Below are 20,029 nucleotides of genomic sequence, written 5' to 3' on the forward strand. Positions count from 1 at the left end.
TTTGTAATGCGTCGCCGCGCGACATCGACGGGAAACGCCGGCATTCGTCGCGCAACGGACTGACGAGCTCTCTGTGGTTCCGGGACAACGGTCGGGGTGGTGCCGCGTGCCGGCCCGGCTCGGCAGTTGAGTGTCCGAGCAGGATACGACGCACGTCGATGATCCGCTCGCCCCTCCCGGCAACGCGACTGCGCCGAATGAATGACCTACTCCGGTACGTGTGTCGACGCGTGTGCGGAGCGTGGCCGGAAGCGGTCTCGCTCCGCCGCTGATACGCTGGTAGCCCGTGGACCGGTGGGCGCCCACTCCGGACAGTGAGGAGAGAAGGGTCCCCCGAACCGCAGCGCCGGCACCTCCGGAACCCTCCGGGCAGGGCTGCCGATCCGCACTCCAGACCGCGACCACGGGAGCCCCCTCTTGGCCATGCCGCCCAGTGCTTTTCGCAACAGCACAGCCACGACGACCAAGCACATCTTCGTCACCGGGGGCGTCGCCTCCTCGCTCGGCAAGGGCCTCACCGCCTCCAGCCTGGGCATGCTGCTCAAGGCCCGGGGTCTCCGTGTCGTGATGCAGAAGCTCGACCCCTACCTCAACGTCGACCCGGGCACGATGAACCCGTTCCAGCACGGTGAGGTGTTCGTCACCAACGACGGCGCCGAGACCGACCTGGACATCGGCCACTACGAGCGGTTCCTGGACCGCGACCTCGACGGCTCGGCCAACGTCACCACCGGCCAGGTCTACTCGTCGGTCATCGCCAAGGAGCGGCGCGGCGAGTACCTGGGCGACACCGTGCAGGTCATCCCGCACATCACCAACGAGATCAAGCACCGCATCCGGCGCATGGCGACGGACGAGGTCGACGTGGTGATCACGGAGGTCGGCGGCACGGTCGGCGACATCGAGTCGCTGCCGTTCCTGGAGACCGTCCGCCAGGTACGGCACGAGGTCGGCCGCGACAACGTCTTCGTCGTCCACATCTCCCTCCTTCCCTACATCGGTCCGTCGGGTGAGCTGAAGACGAAGCCCACGCAGCACTCGGTTGCGGCACTGCGCAACATCGGTATCCAGCCGGACGCGATCGTGCTGCGCTGCGACCGCGAGGTCCCCACCGCCATCAAGCGGAAGATCTCGCTGATGTGCGACGTGGACGAGGCCGCCGTGGTGGCCTGCCCCGACGCCCGGTCGATCTACGACATCCCCAAGGTCGTGCACGCCGAGGGCCTGGACGCCTACGTGGTCCGCAAGCTGGACCTGCCCTTCCGCGACGTGGACTGGAGCACCTGGGACGACCTGCTCGACCGGGTCCACAACCCGCGGCACGAGATCACCATGGCGCTGGTCGGCAAGTACATCGACCTGCCCGACGCCTACCTGTCGGTGACCGAGGCGCTGCGCGCCGGCGGCTTCGCCAACCGGGCCCGCGTCAAGATCAAGTGGGTCACCTCCGACGACTGCAAGACCCCGGCGGGCGCCGCCGCCCAGCTCGGCGACGTCGACGCGATCTGCATCCCCGGCGGCTTCGGCGAGCGCGGCGTGTCCGGCAAGGTCGGCGCGATCCAGTACGCCCGTGAGAACGGGATCCCGCTGCTCGGCCTCTGCCTGGGCCTGCAGTGCATCGTGATCGAGGCCGCGCGCAACCTCGGCGGCATCCCGGACGCCAACTCCACCGAGTTCGACCCGGCCACCGCCCACCCGGTGATCGCCACCATGGCCGAGCAGCTCGACATCGTCGCCGGCGAGGGCGACATGGGCGGCACCATGCGGCTGGGCATGTACCCGGCGAAGCTGGCGGAGGGCTCGATCGTGCGCGAGGTGTACGACGGCAAGGAGTACGTCGAGGAGCGCCACCGTCACCGCTACGAGGTGAACAACGCCTACCGCGCGGAGCTGGAGAAGAAGGCGGGTCTGCAGTTCTCCGGCACCTCCCCGGACGGCAAGCTGGTCGAGTACGTCGAGTACCCCCGCGACGTCCATCCCTACCTCGTCGCCACGCAGGCGCACCCGGAGCTGCGCTCGCGCCCGACCCGCCCGCACCCGCTCTTCGCCGGCCTGGTGAAGGCGGCCGTGGAGCGGCAGCAGGCGGCACACGCGACGAGCGAGTGACACCTGGTTGTACGGTTGCCGGGGTGTGCGTCCTCATGACGCGCACCCCGGTTTTTCCGTCGGCCGGCCCGCCCGGCCGGCTCGCACAGGTGTGGGAGGACACGTCGACATGACCATCAAGGACACCGCCGAGGAGTGGGAGGTCAGGGCGACCGCGACCCCGTTCACGGGCAACAAGACCTCCGTCCGCACCGACGACGTGGTCATGCCCGACGGCTCGGTCGTCCACCGCGACTACCAGGTCCACCCCGGGTCGGTGGCGGTCCTCGCCCTCGACGAGGAGGACCGCGTCCTGGTCATCCGGCAGTACCGGCACCCCGTCCGCCACAAGCTCTGGGAGATCCCCGCGGGACTGCTCGACGTCCCCGGCGAGAATCCGCTGAGCGCCGCTCAGCGCGAGCTGTACGAGGAGGCGCACGTCAAGGCCGAGGACTGGCGCGTGCTCACCGACGTGTACACGACGCCGGGCGGCTGCGACGAGGCCGTGCGGATCTTCCTCGCCCGCGACCTGTCCGAGGCCGAGGGGCAGCGGTTCGAGGTCATGGAGGAGGAGGCCGACATGGAGCTCGCGCGGGTCTCCGTCGACGAGCTCGTGCGCGGCGTCCTCGCCGGCGAGCTGCACAACAACTGCCTCGTCGTGGGCGTTCTGTCGCTGGTCGCGGCCCGCGCGGGCGACGGCCTGGACGCGCTGCGCCCCGCCCAGGCCCCCTGGCCCGCCCGCCCCTTCGAGGCCTGATCCCGTCCCGGTGGCCGCCGCCGTGCGTCCGGAACCGGCCGAATCCTCCGTGCGGCGCCCTCCGGCCCCGTTCACCCTGATCGCGCAGGCCGGTGTGACGATCTGCTGATCCGATCGGGGGACCTGCCCGCCCCGCTCCGTCGGGATCGTCGCAGAGCGTGAACTAGGCTCGGAAAACGCCCCGTCCGGAAGATCCGGCGGGCACGCGCGCGCAGTGGGACGGGAGTGTGGCCCGTGACGGAGCAGGCGGTGGACACGGACGGTACGCAGGTGGCGGCGACCGGGCCGGACCCGGCCGTCGAGTCCTTCCCTACGGAGCGTCTGTTCCTGGGCAGGACAAGGGAGTTGAAGGAGCTCCAGGCCGACATCGAACGCGTCGGCCTGGACACCCTCGGGGGCCGCGCCGCGCCCCGCGCGCGGGTGCTGCTGGTCGCGGGGAAGCCCGGGTACGGCCGCACCGCGCTCGCCGAGGAGCTGGTCCGCCGGGTCGCGCACCGTTATCCGGACGGCGTGCTGCGCGCGCGCCTCAGCGCGCCCGACGGCACGCCCGTGCCCGGCGAGCGCACCGCCCGCGACCTGCTGACCGCCCTGGGGACGGCCGCCCCGGCCGGAGCCGCCGAGGACGACCTGACCGCGGAGGTGCGCGCGGCGCTGTCCACCCGCCGGGCGGTGCTGCTGCTGGACGACGCGGCCGACGCCGAGCAGGTCGACGTCCTGCTGCCGGACACCACCCGGTGCCTGGTCGTCGCCGTCTCCGACGGGCCGCTGACCGGCATCCCCGGCGTCCGCCCGTGCACCGTCGGCGGGCTCGACACCAAGGCCGCCCTGGAACTCCTGGGCCGCTACACCGGCTCGGTCCGCATCACCGTGGACCCGCGTGCCGCCGAGGGCCTGGTCGAGATCTGCGCGGGGCAGCCGGCCGCCCTCGTCCTGGCCGGAGGGTGGCTGGCCCACCGCCCCAAATCGGCCGTTTCCGACCTCGCCAAGCAGCTGCACGCCGACGGCGACGACGGCCCGGTCCTCGGCCGGGTCTTCCGGCTCGTCCTGGCGGACCTGCCCGCGGCCGCCGCCCGGATGCTGCGCCTGCTCTCGCTGGCCCCGGCCGGCCTGGTCGACCCGCACATCGCCTCCGGGCTCGCCGGGTGCTCGGTCGAGACCGCCCGCGCCGCCCTGGACGACTTCGTCGGGCTCGGCCTGCTGCGGGCCGTCGAGTCCCCGCTGCCGGAGTACGAGGTGCCCGGCTGCCTGCTGCCCCTGCTGCGCGCGCGCACCGCGGCCGAGGACCGCCCGGCCGAGCTGCAGCTGGCCCGCGCCCGGATGCTGGAGCGGACCGTACGGCTGCTGCAGTCCTGCCGCGCCATCACCGAGACCGACAGCCCGCAGGCCCGCGAGAGGCTGCTCGCGATGCCCCGCGCGCTGCGCTTCGCCGACCCCCGGGCCGCCGCCGAGTGGCTGCGCGTCCGGCAGCCCGCGCTGCTCGCCGCGGCCCGCCTCGCGGTCGCCGACGGAGAGCTGGACACCCTGGCGAGGCGGCTGATGTCCGCGCTGGTGCGGGCCCTGGTCGCGCACTTCGGGACGCAGGCGGCGGCCGCCGACCTGTACTGCGTCCACCAGCTCGTGCTCGACGTCGCCGAGCGCCGCGACCTGCCCCGCGAGAAGGCCGCGGCCCTGCTGAACCTCGCCGACCTGGACGCGCGAACCGGGCGCACCGCCGACGCGCTGGTCCGCTACCGGGCCGCGCTGGACGCCGGGCGCGCGGCGAACGACCCGTACGCGACCGGCCGCGCGATGGAGTCCGTCGCGGGCGCCCACCTGGAGCTGGGGGACTACGACCGGGCCGCCGACTGGTACGGGCGGGCGCTGGCGCAGCGGCTGGCCCGCGACGAGCGGACGGACGCCGCCCGGCTGTACGGCCGCATCGCCACCGCGCACACCTACGCGGGCCGCTACGGCGAAGCGCTGCGCACCTGGCGCTCGGCGGTCACCGCCCACCGCAGGAACGGCGACGTCGCGGCCCAGGCCCGTGCCCTGAGCGAGCTGGCGCGGGTGCAGGAGTACGCGGGCCGGCCCGAGGAGTCGCTGCGGACCTGCCAGGAGGCCGTCGAGTGGGCGCGCCGCGCCGAGGACGTGCGGCTGCAGGCCGCGCTGCACCTGCGGCTCGCCGACACCCTGGAGCGCCTCGGGGACCCCGCGGCCGCCCGGCTGCACCGCGGCGCCGCCGAGCGCATGCTGGGAGACGAGCTGCAGGAGCTCGAAGCAGACAGGGAACATGACGCTAACGCCTGCGAAACCCGCAGTACATCGTCTGAAGATTGATGCTTTGAAAGGCTAGACAGCCACAAGTCCTTCATTAGACTGGCTCCGCCGTGGTGTTCCGCGGTGTCTCCCGGTGTGCCGCCGTGCGTACCGGTATGTCGTGCATTGCTGCAAGAATCCCCCTGAGCCCAAGGACCGTGATCCACGTGAAGGTCGGCATCCCCCGCGAGGTCAAGAACAACGAGTTCCGGGTGGCCATCACCCCGGCCGGCGTGCACGAGCTGGTGCGCCACGGCCATGAGGTCGTCGTCGAGCGGAACGCCGGTGCCGGCTCCTCGATCCCGGACGGCGAGTACGTCGCGGCCGGCGCCCGCGTCCTGGAGAGCGCCGACGAGGTGTGGGCCACCGCCGACCTGCTGCTGAAGGTCAAGGAGCCGGTCGCCGAGGAGTACCACCGCCTGCGCAAGGACCAGACCCTCTTCACCTACCTGCACCTGGCCGCCTCCAAGGAGTGCACGGACGCCCTGCTGGAGTCCGGCACCACGGCCATCGCCTACGAGACGGTCGAGCTGCCGAACCGGGCGCTGCCGCTGCTCGCCCCGATGTCGGAGGTCGCGGGCCGGCTGGCCCCGCAGGTCGGCGCCTACCAGCTGATGCGCGCCAACGGCGGCCGCGGGGTGCTGCCCGGCGGCGTCCCGGGCGTGGCGGCCGCGAGGGCGGTCGTCATCGGCGGCGGCGTCTCCGGCTGGAACGCGGCGCAGATCGCCATCGGCATGGGCTTCCACGTGACCCTGCTCGACAAGGACATCAACAAGCTGCGCGAGGCCGACCGGATCTTCGGCACGAAGATCCGGACCGTCGTCTCCAACGCCTTCGAACTGGAGAAGGCGTGCCTGGAGGCCGACCTCGTCATCGGCGCCGTCCTCATCCCGGGCGCCAAGGCCCCCAAGCTCGTCACCAACGAGCTGGTGTCGCGGATGAAGGCGGGAAGTGTCCTTGTCGACATCGCGATCGACCAGGGCGGCTGCTTCGAGGACTCACGTCCCACCACGCACGCCGAGCCGACCTTCGCCGTGCACGACTCGGTCCTCTACTGCGTCGCCAACATGCCCGGCGCGGTGCCCAACACCTCGACCTACGCACTGACCAACGCCACGCTGCCGTACATCGTCGAACTGGCGAACCGCGGCTGGACGGAGGCGCTGCGCCGCGACCCGGCCCTGGCCAAGGGGCTCAACACCCATGAGGGCAAGGTGGTCTACCGCGAGGTCGCCGAGGCCCACGGTCTCGACCACGTCGAGCTGGAGTCCCTGCTCGGCTGATCTCCCCGAGGTCACAAGGCGATACGTCAACACGGATCGTCAACACGACGCACCCGGCCGGACCTTGCCCGACAAGGCCCGGCCGGATGTGCGTCGCCTCACTTTGGGATACTCGTTCAACTCGCGCCGAAGATGACCGTTCGACCCTTTCGAGCCCCAGTGAAACCTGCCGTGCGACGGTCGTACGCCCTTGACAGGGGGTTGTTCCGTTACCGACACATCGGCGCGGGTCCGGTGGATTGTGTTGCTGCGGAGCGGTGACACGCCATAGAGTCGCCAACCGTCGGCATGGTGCCACGCTGACCTATCTAGAAGTTTCCTGGTCACCAAGGAGGTAAGACGACTTGTGAATGAGTCGACATTTACTCCCGGGGGTGGTCAACCAGGAACGTCTGCGGGGGCCGAGGGCCCCACGGGGCTCAAGGCTGTCGGCTCCGTCGCTGTGCGCACCTTCGCAGCCCACCAGAGTCACCGCGAGGCAGGGGCGACTCAGACAGCACACCAGAGCATGGATGGCCATCACGTGAACGCCATGGCCGGCAACGGAAGTGGCGAGAACCACACCCACTTCGCCGACTACGACGAACTGCCCGAGGGGCACTTCTACGACCCCGACGCCGAGTACGAGCCCGACCCCGAGTACGCGGCCACGCTCGCGCCCGACGCCGCCCGCCAGCGTCGCGAGCGCATCGGCCCGACCGGCCGGCCGCTGCCGTACTTCCCCATCCCGGGACCGCTGACCGACCACGGCCCCGCGAAGATCATCGCGATGTGCAACCAGAAGGGCGGCGTCGGCAAGACGACGTCGACCATCAACCTGGGCGCCGCGCTGGCGGAGTACGGACGCCGGGTGCTGCTCGTGGACTTCGACCCGCAGGGCGCCCTGTCGGTGGGCCTCGGGGTCAACCCGATGGAGCTGGACCTCACCGTCTACAACCTGCTCATGGAGCGGGGCATGGCGGCCGACGAGGTGCTGCTCAAGACGGCGGTCCCCAACATGGACCTGCTGCCCTCCAACATCGACCTGTCCGCCGCCGAGGTGCAGCTGGTGAGCGAGGTCGCGCGCGAGTCCACACTGCAGCGCGCCCTGAAGCCGCTGATGGCCGACTACGACTACATCGTGATCGACTGTCAGCCCTCGCTCGGCCTGCTCACCGTGAACGCGCTGACGGCGGCCCACAAGGTGATCGTGCCGCTGGAGTGCGAGTTCTTCGCCCTGCGCGGTGTCGCGCTGCTCACCGAGACCATCGAGAAGGTCCAGGAGCGGCTCAACCCCGAGCTGGAGCTCGACGGCATCCTGGCCACGATGTACGACTCGCGCACGGTGCACAGCCGCGAGGTGCTGGCCCGGGTCGTCGAGGCGTTCGACGACCACGTCTACCACACGGTCATCGGGCGTACGGTCCGCTTCCCGGAGACCACGGTCGCCGGCGAGCCCATCACCACGTACGCCTCGAACTCCGTCGGTGCCGCCGCCTACCGTCAGCTCGCCAGGGAGGTGCTCGCCCGGTGTCACGCCGAGTGAGTCTGCCCGGAGCCGACGAACTGTTCCGCACCACCGGGGGAACGGCGCTGCAGGCGTCCACCCCCAGACGCCAGGCCAACGGGGAGACGCGGGTGCCGGGCCCGGCGGGCGACGGCGAGTCCGCCCCGGCGGAGGACGCGCCGCAGTCGGTGCCCGCGCGCGGCGGTGACGGCGTCGGCGCCGAGCACGTGGCCGCGGACGCCGAGTCCGAGACGGAGGGGTCGCGCAGCCGGTCCGCCGCCGCGGAGGCGGAGAAGCGGCCCGCGCGGCGCCAGCCGGACCGGGACGGGGCGGCGGGCGGTGCCGCGGCGGCGCAGCCGCGCCGGCGCGGGCGGACCGCCCAGCGCCGCCCCAGCGGGCGCGAGCGGCACGACGAGAAGATCACCGTGTACGTCTCCGCCGAGGAGCTCATGGACCTGGAGCACGCTCGGCTGGTGCTCCGCGGTGAGCACGGGCTCGCGGTCGACCGGGGCCGGATCGTGCGCGAGGCCGTCGCCGTGGTCCTCGCCGACCTGGAGTCCCGCGGGGACGCGAGCATCCTCGTCCGCCGGCTCCGCGGGCGGTGACGGTAGCCTTCGGGCTTGATGTCCCTTTCCGACGGCACCCCAGGCTCCGGCTCCGCCGGCCGTCGGCGTGCCCTGGGGCGGGGGCCGGGGACGGCGCCCGCACCCGTGCCGGTGCCGGTGCCCGTGCCCGTGCCCGCGGAGGAGCCCTCCGGGGCCACCGCCGAGGAGGCGCCGCAGGCGGCCGCGCCGGCACCCGCGCCGCGCGAGGAGGAGGCACGGCCGCCGGCCGCGCCCGGGACCGGTGCCGACGGGACACCGCCGCACGGTTCGGCCGCGGGGCCCGTGCCGCCTGCCGCCCCGGAACCGCCCGCCCGCGCGGCGGACGATGAGGAACCGATCCTGCCGGCCGGTCCGGAGACCGCCGGGGCACAGGCGACGGCCGTCGCCACGGCGGAGGCCGGGGCCGGGACCGCGGGCGGGGACGCCGAGCAGGAGCAGGCCGGCGGCGACGGGACCTTCAAAGTGCACCTCGCCAACTTCGAGGGGCCCTTCGACCTGCTGCTCCAGCTGATCGCGAAGCACAAGCTGGACGTCACCGAGGTCGCCCTGTCCGAGGTGACCGACGAGTTCATGGCGCACATCCGTGCCATGGGGCCGGACTGGGACCTCGACCGGACGACCGAGTTCCTCGTCGTGGCCGCCACCCTGCTGGACCTCAAGGCGGCCCGGCTGCTGCCCGCCGCCGAGGTCGAGGACGAGGCGGACCTCGCCCTGCTGGAGGCCCGCGACCTGCTGTTCGCGCGGCTGCTGCAGTACCGCGCGTACAAACGGGTCGCCGACATCTTCAGCGGGCGCCTGGACGACGAGGCGCGCCGGCACCCGCGTACGGTCGGCCTGGAGCCGCACCACGCGGACCTGCTGCCCGACGTCGTCATCGGCATCGGCGCCGAGGGCCTCGCGAGGCTCGCGGTCAAGGCGATGCGGCCGAAGCCCGCGCCGCAGGTGTACGTCGAGCACATCCACGCCCCGCTGGTCAGCGTGCAGGAGCAGGCGGGGATCGTCGTCGCGCGGCTGCGGGAGGCCGGGGAGGCCACGTTCCGGGCGCTCGTCGAGGACACCGACGACACGCTCACCGTCGTCGCCCGCTTCCTGGCGCTGCTGGAGCTGTACCGGGAGAAGGCCGTCGCGCTCGACCAGGAGACCGCGCTCGGCGAGCTGCTCGTGCGCTGGACCGGCGGGGACGGCGGGGCGGCGCCCCGGGTGACGGACGAGTTCGACCGGCCGCCGCAGGCGGGACCGGACGGGAACGAGGAGGAGAAGGCGTGAGCGGACGGGACACCGGGGCCCGGGAGGGCGCGGCGGGCCCGGCGGCGCCGGACCGCCGGGCGGGCCGGGACGGGGCGGCGGCCCCCGCGGGTCCGGACGCCGCCTCCGAGGTCGCGGGGCTCGGCCTCAAGCCCGCCCTGGAGGCCGTCCTGATGGTCGTGGACGAGCCCGCGGCCGAGGAGCACCTGGCGAGGCTCCTGGAGCGGCCCCGGCGGCAGGTCGCGGACGCGCTGCGCGAGCTGGCCGACGAGTACACCGCCCAGGGCCGCGGGTTCGAGCTGCGGCTCGTGGCCGGCGGCTGGCGGTTCTACACGCGGCCCGCGTACGCGGCCGCCGTGGAGCGCTTCGTCCTGGACGGCCAGCAGGCCCGGCTCACCCAGGCCGCCCTGGAGACCCTCGCCGTGGTCGCGTACCGCCAGCCGGTCAGCCGTTCCCGGGTCTCGGCGGTGCGCGGGGTCAACTGCGACGGCGTGATGCGCACCCTCCTCCAGCGCGGTCTGATCCAGGAGGCGGGCACGGAACCCGAAACAGGTGCGATCCTGTACAGGACGACGAACTACTTCCTGGAGCGGATGGGCCTGCGCGGCCTGGACGAACTCCCGGAGCTCGCGCCCTTCCTCCCGGAGGCGGACGCGATCGAGGCCGAGACGCAGGAAGGCGTACCGTCGTTCGATCCGGACGCACCGGACACAGACGACCACTCGACGACGACGGAACTTTGATGCGAAGCAGCGGCAGCGGCAAGAGCGGCGGGCGCGGTAACTACCGCGGCGCCGGCAACAACAGGGACCAGAAGCAGGGGCAGGGCCGCCCCCGCAAGCCCCGTCCCGAGGAGCGCCGCTACGACGTGGGACCCGGCGCCTCCCCGGACGGCCCGAAGTCCGGGCGCGGCAGCTCGGCCCGCGGCGGCGCCAAGGGCGGACCCAAGCAGGGTCAGGGGCAGGGGCAGCGCGGCGGCGGGCGGACGGCCCCGGCGCGCTCGCGCGAGTACGAGACGCGGACCGAGGAGCGCAACCGCGAGCGGTACGCGGGCAAGAAGGACGTCAAGCTGCCCAAGACCTTCCCGGGCGCCGAGCAGGAGGGCGAGCGGCTGCAGAAGGTGCTCGCGCGCGCGGGCTACGGCTCGCGCCGCGCCTGCGAGGAGCTGGTCGAGCAGGCCCGTGTCGAGGTCAACGGCGAGATCGTCCTGGAGCAGGGGCTGCGCGTCGACCCGGAGAAGGACGAGATCAAGGTCGACGGCCTGACCGTGGCCACGCAGTCGTACCAGTTCTTCTCGCTGAACAAGCCCGCGGGTGTCGTGTCGACGATGGAGGACCCCGAAGGGCGCCAGTGCCTCGGCGACTACGTGACGAACCGCGAGACGCGGCTCTTCCACGTCGGGCGCCTGGACACCGAGACCGAGGGCGTCATCCTGCTCACCAACCACGGCGAGCTGGCGCACCGCCTGACCCACCCCAAGTACGGAGTGAAGAAGACGTACCTGGCGCACATCGTCGGCCCGATCCCGCGCGACCTGGGCAAGCGCCTGAAGGACGGCATCCAGCTGGAGGACGGCTACGCGCGCGCGGACCACTTCCGGGTGGTCGAGCAGACCGGCAAGAACTACCTGGTCGAGGTCACCCTGCACGAGGGCCGCAAGCACATCGTGCGCCGCATGCTCGCGGAGGCCGGCTTCCCGGTCGACAAGCTGGTGCGCGTCGCCTTCGGGCCGATCACCCTGGGCGACCAGAAGTCCGGGTGGCTGCGCCGCCTGTCCAACACCGAGGTGGGCATGCTGATGCGCGAGGTGGACCTGTAGTCCGCCCACGCTCCGGCGCGCCTCGCCGGCCGGTCCCGGGTCTCCCGGGACCGGCCGGTTTTTTCGTGCGTACGGCGGGACTCTCCGTGTCCCCGGGGGCTTGTGGCGGACCTCCCGGCTATTTATAGTCTCAGTGACTATTAAGAGGGCGCCGTGCCGGGCGCCCGCGTGCGGGAGCAGGGCCCACGGGGGTGGTCCCGGTCCCGCGCGGGTGCCCGGCGGCGGCGCCGGGAGAGGGGAGGAGGGGGATGGAGGGCTACGACAAGCACGCCTTCGAGCCCTTCGCCGTCACCGTCGACCTCGCGGTCCTCACGATCCGGGAGGGCCGCCTGCAGGTCCTGCTGGTCGAGCGCGGACAGGAGCCGTACGCGGGCCGCTGGGCGCTGCCGGGCGGCTTCGTCCTGCCCGAGGAGTCCGCCGAGACCGCCGCCCGGCGCGAGCTCGCCGAGGAGACCGGCCTCGCCGACGTCTCCGGGCTGCACCTGGAGCAGCTGCGCACCTACAGCGAGCCGGACCGCGACCCCCGGATGCGGGTCGTGTCCGTCGCGTACGCCGCCCTGCTGCCGGACGCGCCCGAGCCGCGCGGCGGCGGCGACGCGGCGAGCGCCCGCTGGCTGCCGTACGACGGGCCGGGGCCGCTCGCCTTCGACCACGACCGCATCCTGGCCGACGCCCGCGAACGGGTCGGCGCCAAGCTGGAGTACAGCTGCCTGGCCACGGCCTTCTGCCCGCCGGAGTTCACGCTGGGAGAGCTCCAGCAGGTGTACGAGACGGTGTGGGGCACGGCCCTGGACCGGCCCAACTTCCGGCGCAAGGTCCTCGCGACCCCCGGGTTCGTGGCGGCGGTGCCCGGCGCCGCCCGGCTGACCGGCGGCCGGGGCAAGCCCGCCGCGCTCTACCGGGCGGGCCCCGCCACGGCCCTGCACCCGCCCCTGCTGCGGCCGGCCCCGGCCCCGGCAGCCGCTCGGACCACCACGGCCCCGCCCCCGGAAGGACGTCCCTCATGACCACGACCGTCGCCAAGCGCGCCGCCACGGGCTCCCTCCTGGGACTGGCCCTCGGCGACGCCCTCGGCTTCCCCACCGAGTTCAACGACGTGCCGTCGATCCTCGCCAAGTGCGGGCCCTGGCGGGACATGGAGCTGCCGAGGCCCGCGATCGTCACCGACGACACCCAGATGACGCTCGCGCTGGGCCGGGGCCTGCGCACCGCCGTGGAGAGGGGCCCCCTCGGGCCGGAGCGCCTGGAGCGGACCGTACGGGAGGAGTTCGTCGACTGGTACCGGTCGCCGGAGAACAACCGCGCCCCCGGGCGCACCTGCCTGGTCGCCTGCGGCCTGCTCGAGGACGAGGGCCGGGCCTGGCAGGACGCCTCGCAGATCCACTCCAAGGGCTGCGGCGCCAACATGCGCGTCGCGCCGCTCGGCCTCGTGCCCGGCCCGAGCGACGAGGAGCGCGCCGGGGCCGCCCAGCTCCAGGCCGCCCTCACCCACGGCCACCCCACCGCGCTCGCCGCCTCCGACCTCACCGCGCACGCGCTGCGGCTGCTCACCCGGGGCGCCGAGCCGACCGGGCTCGTGGGCCTGCTGCGCTCGTACGCCTACGACAACCGCACCCGCTACCACGAGCGGTGGCTCGGCGACCTGTGGACGCGCGGCCAGGACCCGACCCCGGAGCACTTCATCGCACGCGGCTGGGACGAGTGCCTGGCGGTGCTGGAGCGGCTGCGGCACGCGGTGCGCGAGGTCTCCCCGGAGACGGACCCGTGCCTGGCGACGGGGGAGGGCTGGGTGGCCGAGGAGGCCCTCGCCACCGGGCTGCTGTGCTTCCTGCTCTTCGTCGACGAGCCCGTGACGGCCCTGCGCCGCGCCGCCTGCACCTCGGGCGACTCCGACTCGATCGCCTGCCTGACCGGCGCTTTCGCGGGGGCCTACCTCGGCGCCGACGCCTGGCCGGCCGCGTGGACGGAGCGGATCGAGTACCGGACCGACCTCCTGGCCCTGGGAGCCCGCTGGGACGCTTGAGCCGCACGGCGCCGGACGGAGCGCAGGCCGTCCCCGGGCCGCCTCAGCGCCGCCGGACGTCCCGGTCGCGTGCGAGGCCCCGCGCGCCCCCGGCGTACGGACACGGCTCCAGGGGGCCGGCCTCCCGCAGGGCCGACGCGCGGCGCACCCGTACGACGAAGTCCTCCACGCGGGCCCGGTCCGGCTCGGGCGGGAGCGGGGAGCGGGCGGCCGCCTCCTCGGTCTGCGCCGCCAGCCGGGCCATCCAGGACTCGGCCTCGGGCCACGGCACCTCGCCGCGCCTGACGGCGAGGAGCCGCTCGCGGCCGTCGCCCACGTCGACCCCGAGCTCGCCGGTGCGCAGCAGGTCGCGGCAGCTCGTCAGGAGCCGCAGCAGGTGCATGGCGTGCTTCCAGCGCGGGGCGCCGTGGGCGCGTACGTCGGCGTCGAGCTTCCTGCGCTGGCTGAGGGCGTAGCGGGTGAACCTGTCGTGGACCTGCCGGGAGAGGAACGCGCCGCGCAGGGAGAGCAGTTCGCGGCCCGTGTCGTCCGCGTACTCGACGAGCGGGCTGTGCAGGCACTCCAGGATGTTGGGATCGGCACGCAGGGCCAGCTCGCAGAAGCGCTCCAGCTCCCACCCGAACTGCTCCGGCGCCGGGCCCTCCACGTGCGTCGGCGGCTTCTCGAACCGCCAGAAGAGCGGCGTCGGCGCCACGAAGACGCCCCGGCGGTCGGTGTCGCTGTCCTGCGTGGCGAGCCCGAAGGCCCGCGAGCCCATGACGCAGGAGTAGATCGTGTGGTCGCGCACCAGGTCCTCGGGGCTCATGCCGAGAAGCGTAGACGCCCTGGTCAGGCCCGGAGAACCGAATTACCGGCGACTTCGACCCGCAGCGGCGGGAGCGGCCGCCGGGCCGGGCCGTGCGCCACGGAGCCGTCGGTGATCCGAAACCGGCTGCCGTGGCAGGGGCAGCGGATCGTGCCGTCCGCGACGGAGCCGACCGCGCAGCCCTGGTGGGTGCAGACCGCGGAGAAGGCCCGGAAGACGCCCGGCTCCGGCTGGGTCACCACGACCCGCGGCTCTCCGAGGACCGTGCCGCCGCCCACGGGGACGTCGCCGGTCCGCACCAGTTCCTCACCCGGCCCGCCCCCGGGCCGCCTGTCCGTGCCGCCGCCCTCGGGGGTCCCCCCGGTCCCGGCCGGGCTCCCGGAGGCGCTGCCCCCGCCCCCGTTCCCGTACTCGGCGCAGCCCGCGGACAGCGCGGCCGCGCCCGCCGCGAGCGTGGCGAGGGCCGCGCGCCGGGCCGGGCCGGGCTTCACACCGTCACCCCGAACGTACGGAAGAACCAGAGGGCTGAGGTCAGCCAGACCACGGTCAGGACGGCGAAGACCAGGCCGCCGACCAGCGGCAGCAGCGGGCCGGGCAGCCGCTCCGAGCGCAGCAGCAGCATCTTGGCGCTGAAGGCGCCGAAGAAGACGCAGCCGAGGAGCGAGTGCCACAGCGCCCGCGGTTCGGAGGACCGGTACCCCAGCGCGTACAGACAGTGGACGGCGACCGGCACCGCCACCAGGAACGCCAGCCGCCCCGACCAGCGGTGCAGCGCGGGCGCCCGGCCCGGTCCCGGCAGCCGCCCGTAGACCATGAGCGCCGACACCACCTGGACGAGGGCGAGGGCGAACGCGGCCGTCGCCAGCCACGACTTCACCGCGCCCGTACTGCTGAACCCCGCCAGGTTGAAGGCGGTCCCCGCCGGAGCGTGCACCTTCCCGTAGGCGCCCAGGGCCACCGCGACGGCCGCCGCGACCAGCGCCGGGACGAGGTAGCGGGCGGCGCCCCCACCGCCGGCGGCGGGCTCGGGGGAGGGGACGCCCTGCGTGGCGGCGTTCGGGTCCACGGTCATGATCGGCTCCCTGCGCGGGCGGGCGGGTCAGTCGGGAGGGGGGAGGGGTGCGGCGGCGATCAGGGCGTCACCGGGCGTACGGCCAGCCGCCGCCCGTCGACCGTCACGGCGCCGGCCTCCGGGTCGATCCGCGGCGCGGCCGAGCGCTCCCCGTCGCGGCCGAGGACGCCGACCTGGCGGCCGTCCGGCAGCACGATCCAGCCGCCGTCGTACTCGGCGCCCCGCACCGTCGCCGTCGCCCGGTACAGCCCGGACGGCTCGACGGCCCTGTCTGCGGTGAACGCGTACGTCCGCCCGCCGACGCGCACGTCGCCCCGGACGTGCCGGCCGGTGAGCGTGCCGGTCAGCTCCGCACCCCGCTCGCCGGTGAGCGCCAGGCCGCCGTCCTCCCCGGCCTCGCCCTTCAGCCACGCCTCCCGGTCGCGGCCGTCGCAGAAGTACGCGACCGCCCGGCCCTCGCGCAGCGAGACGGCGACCGCCGAGGAGCCGTCGTCGGTGCGGCCCGCGTAGTCGGCGTCGGGCGGGACGTCCGGCGAAGGGGAGGCCGAGGAGGTCCCGGCGGAGGTCTTCGACGGGGACGGGCCGGGCGGCTCCCCGGCCGGCGGTCCGGAGGAGGCGGGGGCGGGCGCCGCCGCGTCCCCCTGCGCGTAGGGCGCGGCGCGCGTCCCCGTCGTCGCGTTGAGGGTCAGCATGCACAGGGCCAGCAGCAGTCCCGCGAGCAGGGTGAGAAGGGGCCCGGAGCGCTTCATTCCTGCCTCCCCCCGAGGCGTGGCACCAGCGGCCCCGTCCATGCAAGCGGACCGACGGGTGCCGCGTCCAGAGGCCCGCAAGAGCGACTTCCGTCCGCCTTCGCGGCGACTTCGCCGCAAGTGACGGGACAAGGGAGGGAAAGGGGTGTTCCGCGGTGCGCGTCCACGGTCCGGGAATCCGGGGAAGGGGAGGGGCGGCGGTCCGGCGGCGGTGCCGTGCCGCCGCCCGCGGTCCGTCGCCCGCAGATCGTCTGGGCAGGGGCGCCCCGGCCCTGCGGCCCGTCCCGGCAGGGAGGGGTGCCCCGGCCCCGCGGTCCGTCTCGGCAGGCGGGCGGTCCGGTCCCGCGGACGCCCGGCTGACTAGGCTGGTCACCGAGCCGATACCCACGTCGAACGAGGAGCATCACCGTGGCGGTACGAGCGGTCCGGGGCGCGGTCCAGCTGGAGCGGGACGAGGCCGGGCACATGGACGAGCAGGTCAGCGAGCTGCTCACCGCCGTCCTCGAGCGGAACGCGCTGACCGCCGACGATCTGATCAGCATCTGGTTCACGGCCACGCCCGACCTGCACAGCGACTTCCCGGCGGCCGCCGCGCGCAAGCTCGGCATCGTCGACGTACCGCTGATCTGCGCCCAGGAACTGGACATCGAGGGCGCCATGCCCCGCGTCGTACGGCTCCTGGCGCACATCGAGTCGGACCGGCCCCGCTCGGAGATCGCGCACGTCTACCTCGGCGCCGCGGGCGCGCTGCGCAAGGACATCGCCCAGTGAGGACCGCCCTCGTCATCGGAACCGGGCTCATCGGCACCTCCGCGGCCCTGGCCCTGGCCAGGCGCGGCGTCACCGTGCACCTCAGCGACCACGACCCGGGACAGGCGCGCACGGCGGCCGCCCTGGGCGCCGGCACGGACGAGGCACCCGAGGGGCCGGTCGACCTGGCGATCGTGGCGGCCCCGCCCGCGCACGTGGCCGCGTCGCTCGCGGACGCGATGCGGCGCGGTGCCGCGCGCGGCTACCTCGACGTGGCGAGCGTCAAGGGCGGACCGCGCCGCGAGCTGGAGGAACTGGGCCTGGACCTGTCCTCGTACATCGGGACGCACCCCATGTCGGGGCGGGAGAAGTCGGGCCCGCTGGCCGCCACCGAGGACCTCTTCGAGGGCCGCCCCTGGGTGCTCACGCCGACCCGCGACACCGACACCGAGGTGCTGAACCTCGCGCTGGAGCTGGTCTCGCACTGCCGCGCCGTGCCCGTCGTCATGGACGCGGACGCCCACGACCGGGCCGTCGCGCTGGTCTCGCACATGCCGCACCTGGTGTCCAGCATGGTCGCCGCCCGCCTCCAGCACGCCGAGGAGGCGGCGGTGCGCCTGTGCGGGCAGGGCATCCGCGACGTGACGCGGATCGCCGCGTCCGACCCCCGGATGTGGATCGACATCCTCTCCGCCAACCCGGGCCCGGTCGCCGACCTGCTCGCGGACGTCTCCGCCGACCTCGACGAGACGGTACGGGCGCTGCGCGCGCTGCAGTCCTCCGACGAGGACAAGCGCCGCGAGGGCGCCGCCGGCATCGAGGGCATGCTGCGCCGAGGCAACGCCGGGCAGGTCCGCGTCCCGGGCAAGCACGGCGCGGCCCCCGCCGTCTACGAGAGCGTCGTCGTCCTCATCGACGACCAGCCCGGTCAGCTGGCCCGCATCTTCGCGGACGCCGGCCACGCGGGCGTCAACATCGAGGACGTCCGCATCGAGCACGCGACCGGCCGCCAGGCGGGCCTGGTGGAGCTGATGGTGAGCCAGTCGGCGGCACCGGTGCTGACCGCCGCCCTGCGCGAGCGGGGCTGGGCGGTCCGGCAGTAGCACCCCTGCCCGGCCCCGACGCCGGCACCGCTCGGACCCGGTGACGTCCGCCCCCGGGCAGGCGCCGCTCGGGCCCGGCACGGGTGTCCGCCCCCGGACGCCTGCCCTCGGGCTCGGTGGCGCTCGCGCTCGGACCGGCTCCGGCCGCCTCCAGGCCGGCGCCGCCCACCCTCGGGCCGCCCGTCCTCGCGCGCTCGGGCCGGCCCCCTCGCCCCGGCCTGCGCCCTGTCCCCGGCTCGGCGCCGCCCGCGCCGTATGCCGTAAGTCCGTCGGCCGCACGCCGGCGGGAGCACGGGGCGCGCGCCGGGGCGGCGGGTGGCAGGCGCCGGGTGCGGCCGGGGCCGGGGAGGCTCCGCGGGCGCCGGGAAGCGGTCCGCGGGGACGGGCGCGACGGCCCGCCGTCCGGGACGCGGGGCCCCGGCGGCCCGGGCCGCCGGGCCCGTCGGAGGGGCGCCGGGGAGCCATTACCCTTGTGCGGGGCGCGCTCGCGCCCAGCGCCACCCACCACCCCGTACTCAGGAAGGTGCCCGCACCCGTGGAAACCAGCGCCGCCCGGACCGCCCCGGCAGTGATCGTCGCCATCGACGGCCCCTCCGGCACGGGCAAGTCGAGCACCTCCAAGGCCGTGGCCGCCCAGCTCGGCCTCAGCTACCTGGACACCGGCGCCCAGTACCGCGCGATCACCTGGTGGATGGTGACCAACGGCATCGACGTCGACGACCCCTCCGCGATCGCCGCCGCGGCCGGGAAGCCGGACATCGTCTCCGGCACCGACCCGTCCGCGCCGACCATCACGGTCGACGGCACGGACGTCGCGGGCCCGATCCGCACCCAGGAGGTCACCTCCAAGGTCAGCGCGGTCAGCGCGGTGCCCGAGGTGCGCGCCCGGATCACCGAGCTGCAGCGGGCCATCGCCGCCGGCGCCGTGACCGGCATCGTCGTCGAGGGCCGGGACATCGGCACCACGGTGCTGCCCGACGCCGACCTGAAGATCTTCCTGACCGCGTCCCCCGAGGCCCGCGCCGCCCGGCGCAGCGGCGAGCTGAAGGGCGCGGACGTGAACAGCACCCGCGAGGCCCTGCTCAAGCGGGACGCGGCCGACTCCAGCCGCAAGACCTCCCCGCTGGCCAAGGCGGACGACGCGGTCGAGGTGGACACCTCCGACCTCACGCTCCAGCAGGTCGTCGAGTGCGTCGTCACGCTGGTCGAGGAGAAGCGGGCCGCGAAGTGAGCGCGGCCCCCGCCGCGGCGCCCTCCGTCCGGGGAGCCGAGGTCGGCCGCCGCATCGGCGTCGGCCTGATGTACGGGCTGTGGAAGCCGCGCGTACTGGGCGCCTGGCGGGTCCCCGCGGCCGGCCCGGTGATCCTCGCGGTCAACCACTCGCACAACATCGACGGCCCGATGGTCATGGGCGTGGCGCCGCGGCCCACGCACTTCCTGATCAAGAAGGAGGCGTTCGTCGGTCCGCTCGACCCCTTCCTGCTCGGCATCGGGCAGCTGAAGGTGGACCGCACGTCCGTCGACCGCACCGCGATCATGCAGGCCCTCGGCGTGCTGGAGAACGGCGGGGTCCTCGGGATCTTCCCCGAGGGCACCCGGGGCGAGGGCGACTTCGCCTCGCTGCGCGCGGGGCTCGCCTACTTCGCCGTGCGCAGCGGCGCCCCGATCGTCCCGGTGGCGGTGCTGGGAAGCACCGAGCGCCGCGGACGGTTGATAAAGGGGCTGCCCCCGCTGCGCAGCCGCGTCGACGTCGTCTTCGGCGACCCCTTCGAGGCCGTCGAAGGGGCGCGGAGCCCCGGCGCGGGTGGTGGCGGGCGGCGCACGCGCAAGGCGCTGGACGAGGCGACCGTGCGCATCCAGGAGCAGCTCACCGCCCACCTGGAAAACGCCAGGCGCCTCACCGGGCGCTAAGGGACACTTGAGTAGTGGATCTCCCGGTACGGGAGGTCCAC

Annotated in this window: 19 protein-coding genes; 15 read left to right on the forward strand and 4 right to left on the reverse strand. The window is 74.2% G+C overall.

Annotated elements, in window-relative coordinates:
• Positions 1 to 423: 423 nt before the first annotated feature.
• From pyrG to IE271_RS31145, 11 genes are all read left to right on the forward strand, one after another.
• Positions 424 to 2,106 carry a CTP synthase gene (gene pyrG, locus IE271_RS31095; protein WP_190193846.1) on the forward strand — a complete coding sequence of 561 codons (1,683 nt, stop codon included), beginning with the start codon at positions 424 to 426 and terminating at the stop codon, positions 2,104 to 2,106.
• 109 nt (positions 2,107 to 2,215) lie between these two features.
• Positions 2,216 to 2,842 carry an NUDIX domain-containing protein gene (locus IE271_RS31100; protein WP_190193814.1) on the forward strand — a complete coding sequence of 209 codons (627 nt, stop codon included), beginning with the start codon at positions 2,216 to 2,218 and terminating at the stop codon, positions 2,840 to 2,842.
• Between the two features lie 234 nt (positions 2,843 to 3,076).
• Positions 3,077 to 5,158, forward strand: a complete 2,082-nt coding sequence (locus IE271_RS31105; RefSeq protein ID WP_190193815.1) for a tetratricopeptide repeat protein — start codon at positions 3,077 to 3,079, stop codon at positions 5,156 to 5,158.
• A 137-nt stretch (positions 5,159 to 5,295) separates the two neighbouring features.
• Complete coding sequence (ald, locus tag IE271_RS31110) at positions 5,296 to 6,420, forward strand: alanine dehydrogenase (RefSeq protein ID WP_190193816.1); 1,125 nt, start codon at positions 5,296 to 5,298, stop codon at positions 6,418 to 6,420.
• Positions 6,421 to 6,766: 346 nt separating this feature from the next.
• Positions 6,767 to 7,945, forward strand: coding sequence for a ParA family protein (locus tag IE271_RS31115; RefSeq protein ID WP_229919667.1), 1,179 nt, complete (start codon positions 6,767 to 6,769; stop codon positions 7,943 to 7,945).
• Positions 7,930 to 8,511, forward strand: a complete 582-nt coding sequence (locus IE271_RS31120) for a hypothetical protein (RefSeq protein WP_190193818.1) — start codon at positions 7,930 to 7,932, stop codon at positions 8,509 to 8,511. The genes IE271_RS31115 and IE271_RS31120 overlap by 16 nt, the downstream gene beginning before the upstream one ends.
• Before the next feature lie 18 nt (positions 8,512 to 8,529).
• Entirely contained in the window at positions 8,530 to 9,777 is a 1,248-nt protein-coding gene (locus tag IE271_RS31125; protein WP_190193848.1) for a segregation and condensation protein A, read from the forward strand.
• The gene (scpB, locus tag IE271_RS31130) at positions 9,774 to 10,499 is read left to right on the forward strand and encodes an SMC-Scp complex subunit ScpB (RefSeq protein ID WP_373308870.1); all 726 of its coding nucleotides are present in this window, start codon (positions 9,774 to 9,776) and stop codon (positions 10,497 to 10,499) included. The genes IE271_RS31125 and scpB overlap by 4 nt, the downstream gene beginning before the upstream one ends.
• A complete protein-coding gene (locus IE271_RS31135) occupies positions 10,499 to 11,575 on the forward strand; it encodes a pseudouridine synthase (RefSeq protein ID WP_190193819.1) in 1,077 nt (358 codons plus the stop codon). The genes scpB and IE271_RS31135 overlap by 1 nt, the downstream gene beginning before the upstream one ends.
• Before the next feature lie 248 nt (positions 11,576 to 11,823).
• Positions 11,824 to 12,582, forward strand: a complete 759-nt coding sequence (locus IE271_RS31140; protein WP_190193820.1) for an NUDIX hydrolase — start codon at positions 11,824 to 11,826, stop codon at positions 12,580 to 12,582.
• Positions 12,579 to 13,598, forward strand: coding sequence for an ADP-ribosylglycohydrolase family protein (locus IE271_RS31145; RefSeq protein ID WP_190193821.1), 1,020 nt, complete (start codon positions 12,579 to 12,581; stop codon positions 13,596 to 13,598). The genes IE271_RS31140 and IE271_RS31145 overlap by 4 nt, the downstream gene beginning before the upstream one ends.
• Before the next feature lie 43 nt (positions 13,599 to 13,641).
• On the opposite strand, the gene IE271_RS31150 is transcribed toward IE271_RS31145, so the two are convergent.
• From IE271_RS31150 to IE271_RS31165, 4 genes are read right to left on the reverse strand one after another with little or no spacing between them, the layout of a single operon-like run.
• Complete coding sequence (locus tag IE271_RS31150; RefSeq protein WP_190193822.1) at positions 13,642 to 14,403, reverse strand: nucleotidyltransferase domain-containing protein; 762 nt, start codon at positions 14,401 to 14,403, stop codon at positions 13,642 to 13,644.
• Positions 14,404 to 14,426: 23 nt separating this feature from the next.
• Positions 14,427 to 14,894: a Rieske (2Fe-2S) protein gene (locus IE271_RS31155; RefSeq protein ID WP_229919668.1), complete on the reverse strand. Its 468-nt coding sequence runs from the start codon at positions 14,892 to 14,894 to the stop codon at positions 14,427 to 14,429.
• A complete protein-coding gene (locus tag IE271_RS31160; protein WP_190193823.1) occupies positions 14,891 to 15,475 on the reverse strand; it encodes a DUF6529 family protein in 585 nt (194 codons plus the stop codon). Before IE271_RS31160 ends, IE271_RS31155 begins: the two co-directional genes overlap by 4 nt.
• 59 nt (positions 15,476 to 15,534) lie before the next feature.
• Positions 15,535 to 16,224 carry a hypothetical protein gene (locus IE271_RS31165; RefSeq protein WP_190193824.1) on the reverse strand — a complete coding sequence of 230 codons (690 nt, stop codon included), beginning with the start codon at positions 16,222 to 16,224 and terminating at the stop codon, positions 15,535 to 15,537.
• Positions 16,225 to 16,632: 408 nt separating this feature from the next.
• On the opposite strand from IE271_RS31165, the gene aroH reads away from it, so the two are divergent.
• The 4 genes from aroH to IE271_RS31185 all read left to right on the forward strand — a co-directional run bounded on the left by aroH (position 16,633) and on the right by IE271_RS31185 (position 19,988).
• The gene (gene aroH / locus IE271_RS31170; RefSeq protein WP_190193825.1) at positions 16,633 to 16,995 is read left to right on the forward strand and encodes a chorismate mutase; all 363 of its coding nucleotides are present in this window, start codon (positions 16,633 to 16,635) and stop codon (positions 16,993 to 16,995) included.
• Positions 16,992 to 18,077 (forward strand): prephenate dehydrogenase, encoded by a 1,086-nt coding sequence (locus IE271_RS31175; RefSeq protein ID WP_190193826.1) that lies wholly within the window; start codon positions 16,992 to 16,994, stop codon positions 18,075 to 18,077. The genes aroH and IE271_RS31175 overlap by 4 nt, the downstream gene beginning before the upstream one ends.
• Before the next feature lie 535 nt (positions 18,078 to 18,612).
• The gene (gene cmk, locus IE271_RS31180) at positions 18,613 to 19,308 is read left to right on the forward strand and encodes a (d)CMP kinase (protein WP_190193827.1); all 696 of its coding nucleotides are present in this window, start codon (positions 18,613 to 18,615) and stop codon (positions 19,306 to 19,308) included.
• Positions 19,266 to 19,988, forward strand: coding sequence for a lysophospholipid acyltransferase family protein (locus IE271_RS31185; RefSeq protein ID WP_373308871.1), 723 nt, complete (start codon positions 19,266 to 19,268; stop codon positions 19,986 to 19,988). Before cmk ends, IE271_RS31185 begins: the two co-directional genes overlap by 43 nt.
• Positions 19,989 to 20,029 lie beyond the last annotated feature (41 nt).

The organism is Streptomyces minutiscleroticus (genome assembly GCF_014650875.1).
GTDB classification, from domain to species: domain Bacteria; phylum Actinomycetota; class Actinomycetes; order Streptomycetales; family Streptomycetaceae; genus Streptomyces; species Streptomyces minutiscleroticus.

Coding starts and splice junctions, on each gene's coding strand:
- IE271_RS31100 (WP_190193814.1), top strand. CDS start 2,216: ATGACCATCAAGGACACCGCCGAGGAGTGGGAGGTCAGGGCGACCGCG.
- IE271_RS31125 (WP_190193848.1), top strand. CDS start 8,530: ATGTCCCTTTCCGACGGCACCCCAGGCTCCGGCTCCGCCGGCCGTCGG.
- IE271_RS31135 (WP_190193819.1), top strand. CDS start 10,499: ATGCGAAGCAGCGGCAGCGGCAAGAGCGGCGGGCGCGGTAACTACCGC.
- IE271_RS31140 (WP_190193820.1), top strand. CDS start 11,824: ATGGAGGGCTACGACAAGCACGCCTTCGAGCCCTTCGCCGTCACCGTC.
- pyrG (WP_190193846.1), top strand. CDS start 424: ATGCCGCCCAGTGCTTTTCGCAACAGCACAGCCACGACGACCAAGCAC.
- IE271_RS31145 (WP_190193821.1), top strand. CDS start 12,579: ATGACCACGACCGTCGCCAAGCGCGCCGCCACGGGCTCCCTCCTGGGA.
- IE271_RS31165 (WP_190193824.1), bottom strand. CDS start 16,224: ATGAAGCGCTCCGGGCCCCTTCTCACCCTGCTCGCGGGACTGCTGCTG.
- IE271_RS31150 (WP_190193822.1), bottom strand. CDS start 14,403: ATGAGCCCCGAGGACCTGGTGCGCGACCACACGATCTACTCCTGCGTC.
- IE271_RS31160 (WP_190193823.1), bottom strand. CDS start 15,475: ATGACCGTGGACCCGAACGCCGCCACGCAGGGCGTCCCCTCCCCCGAG.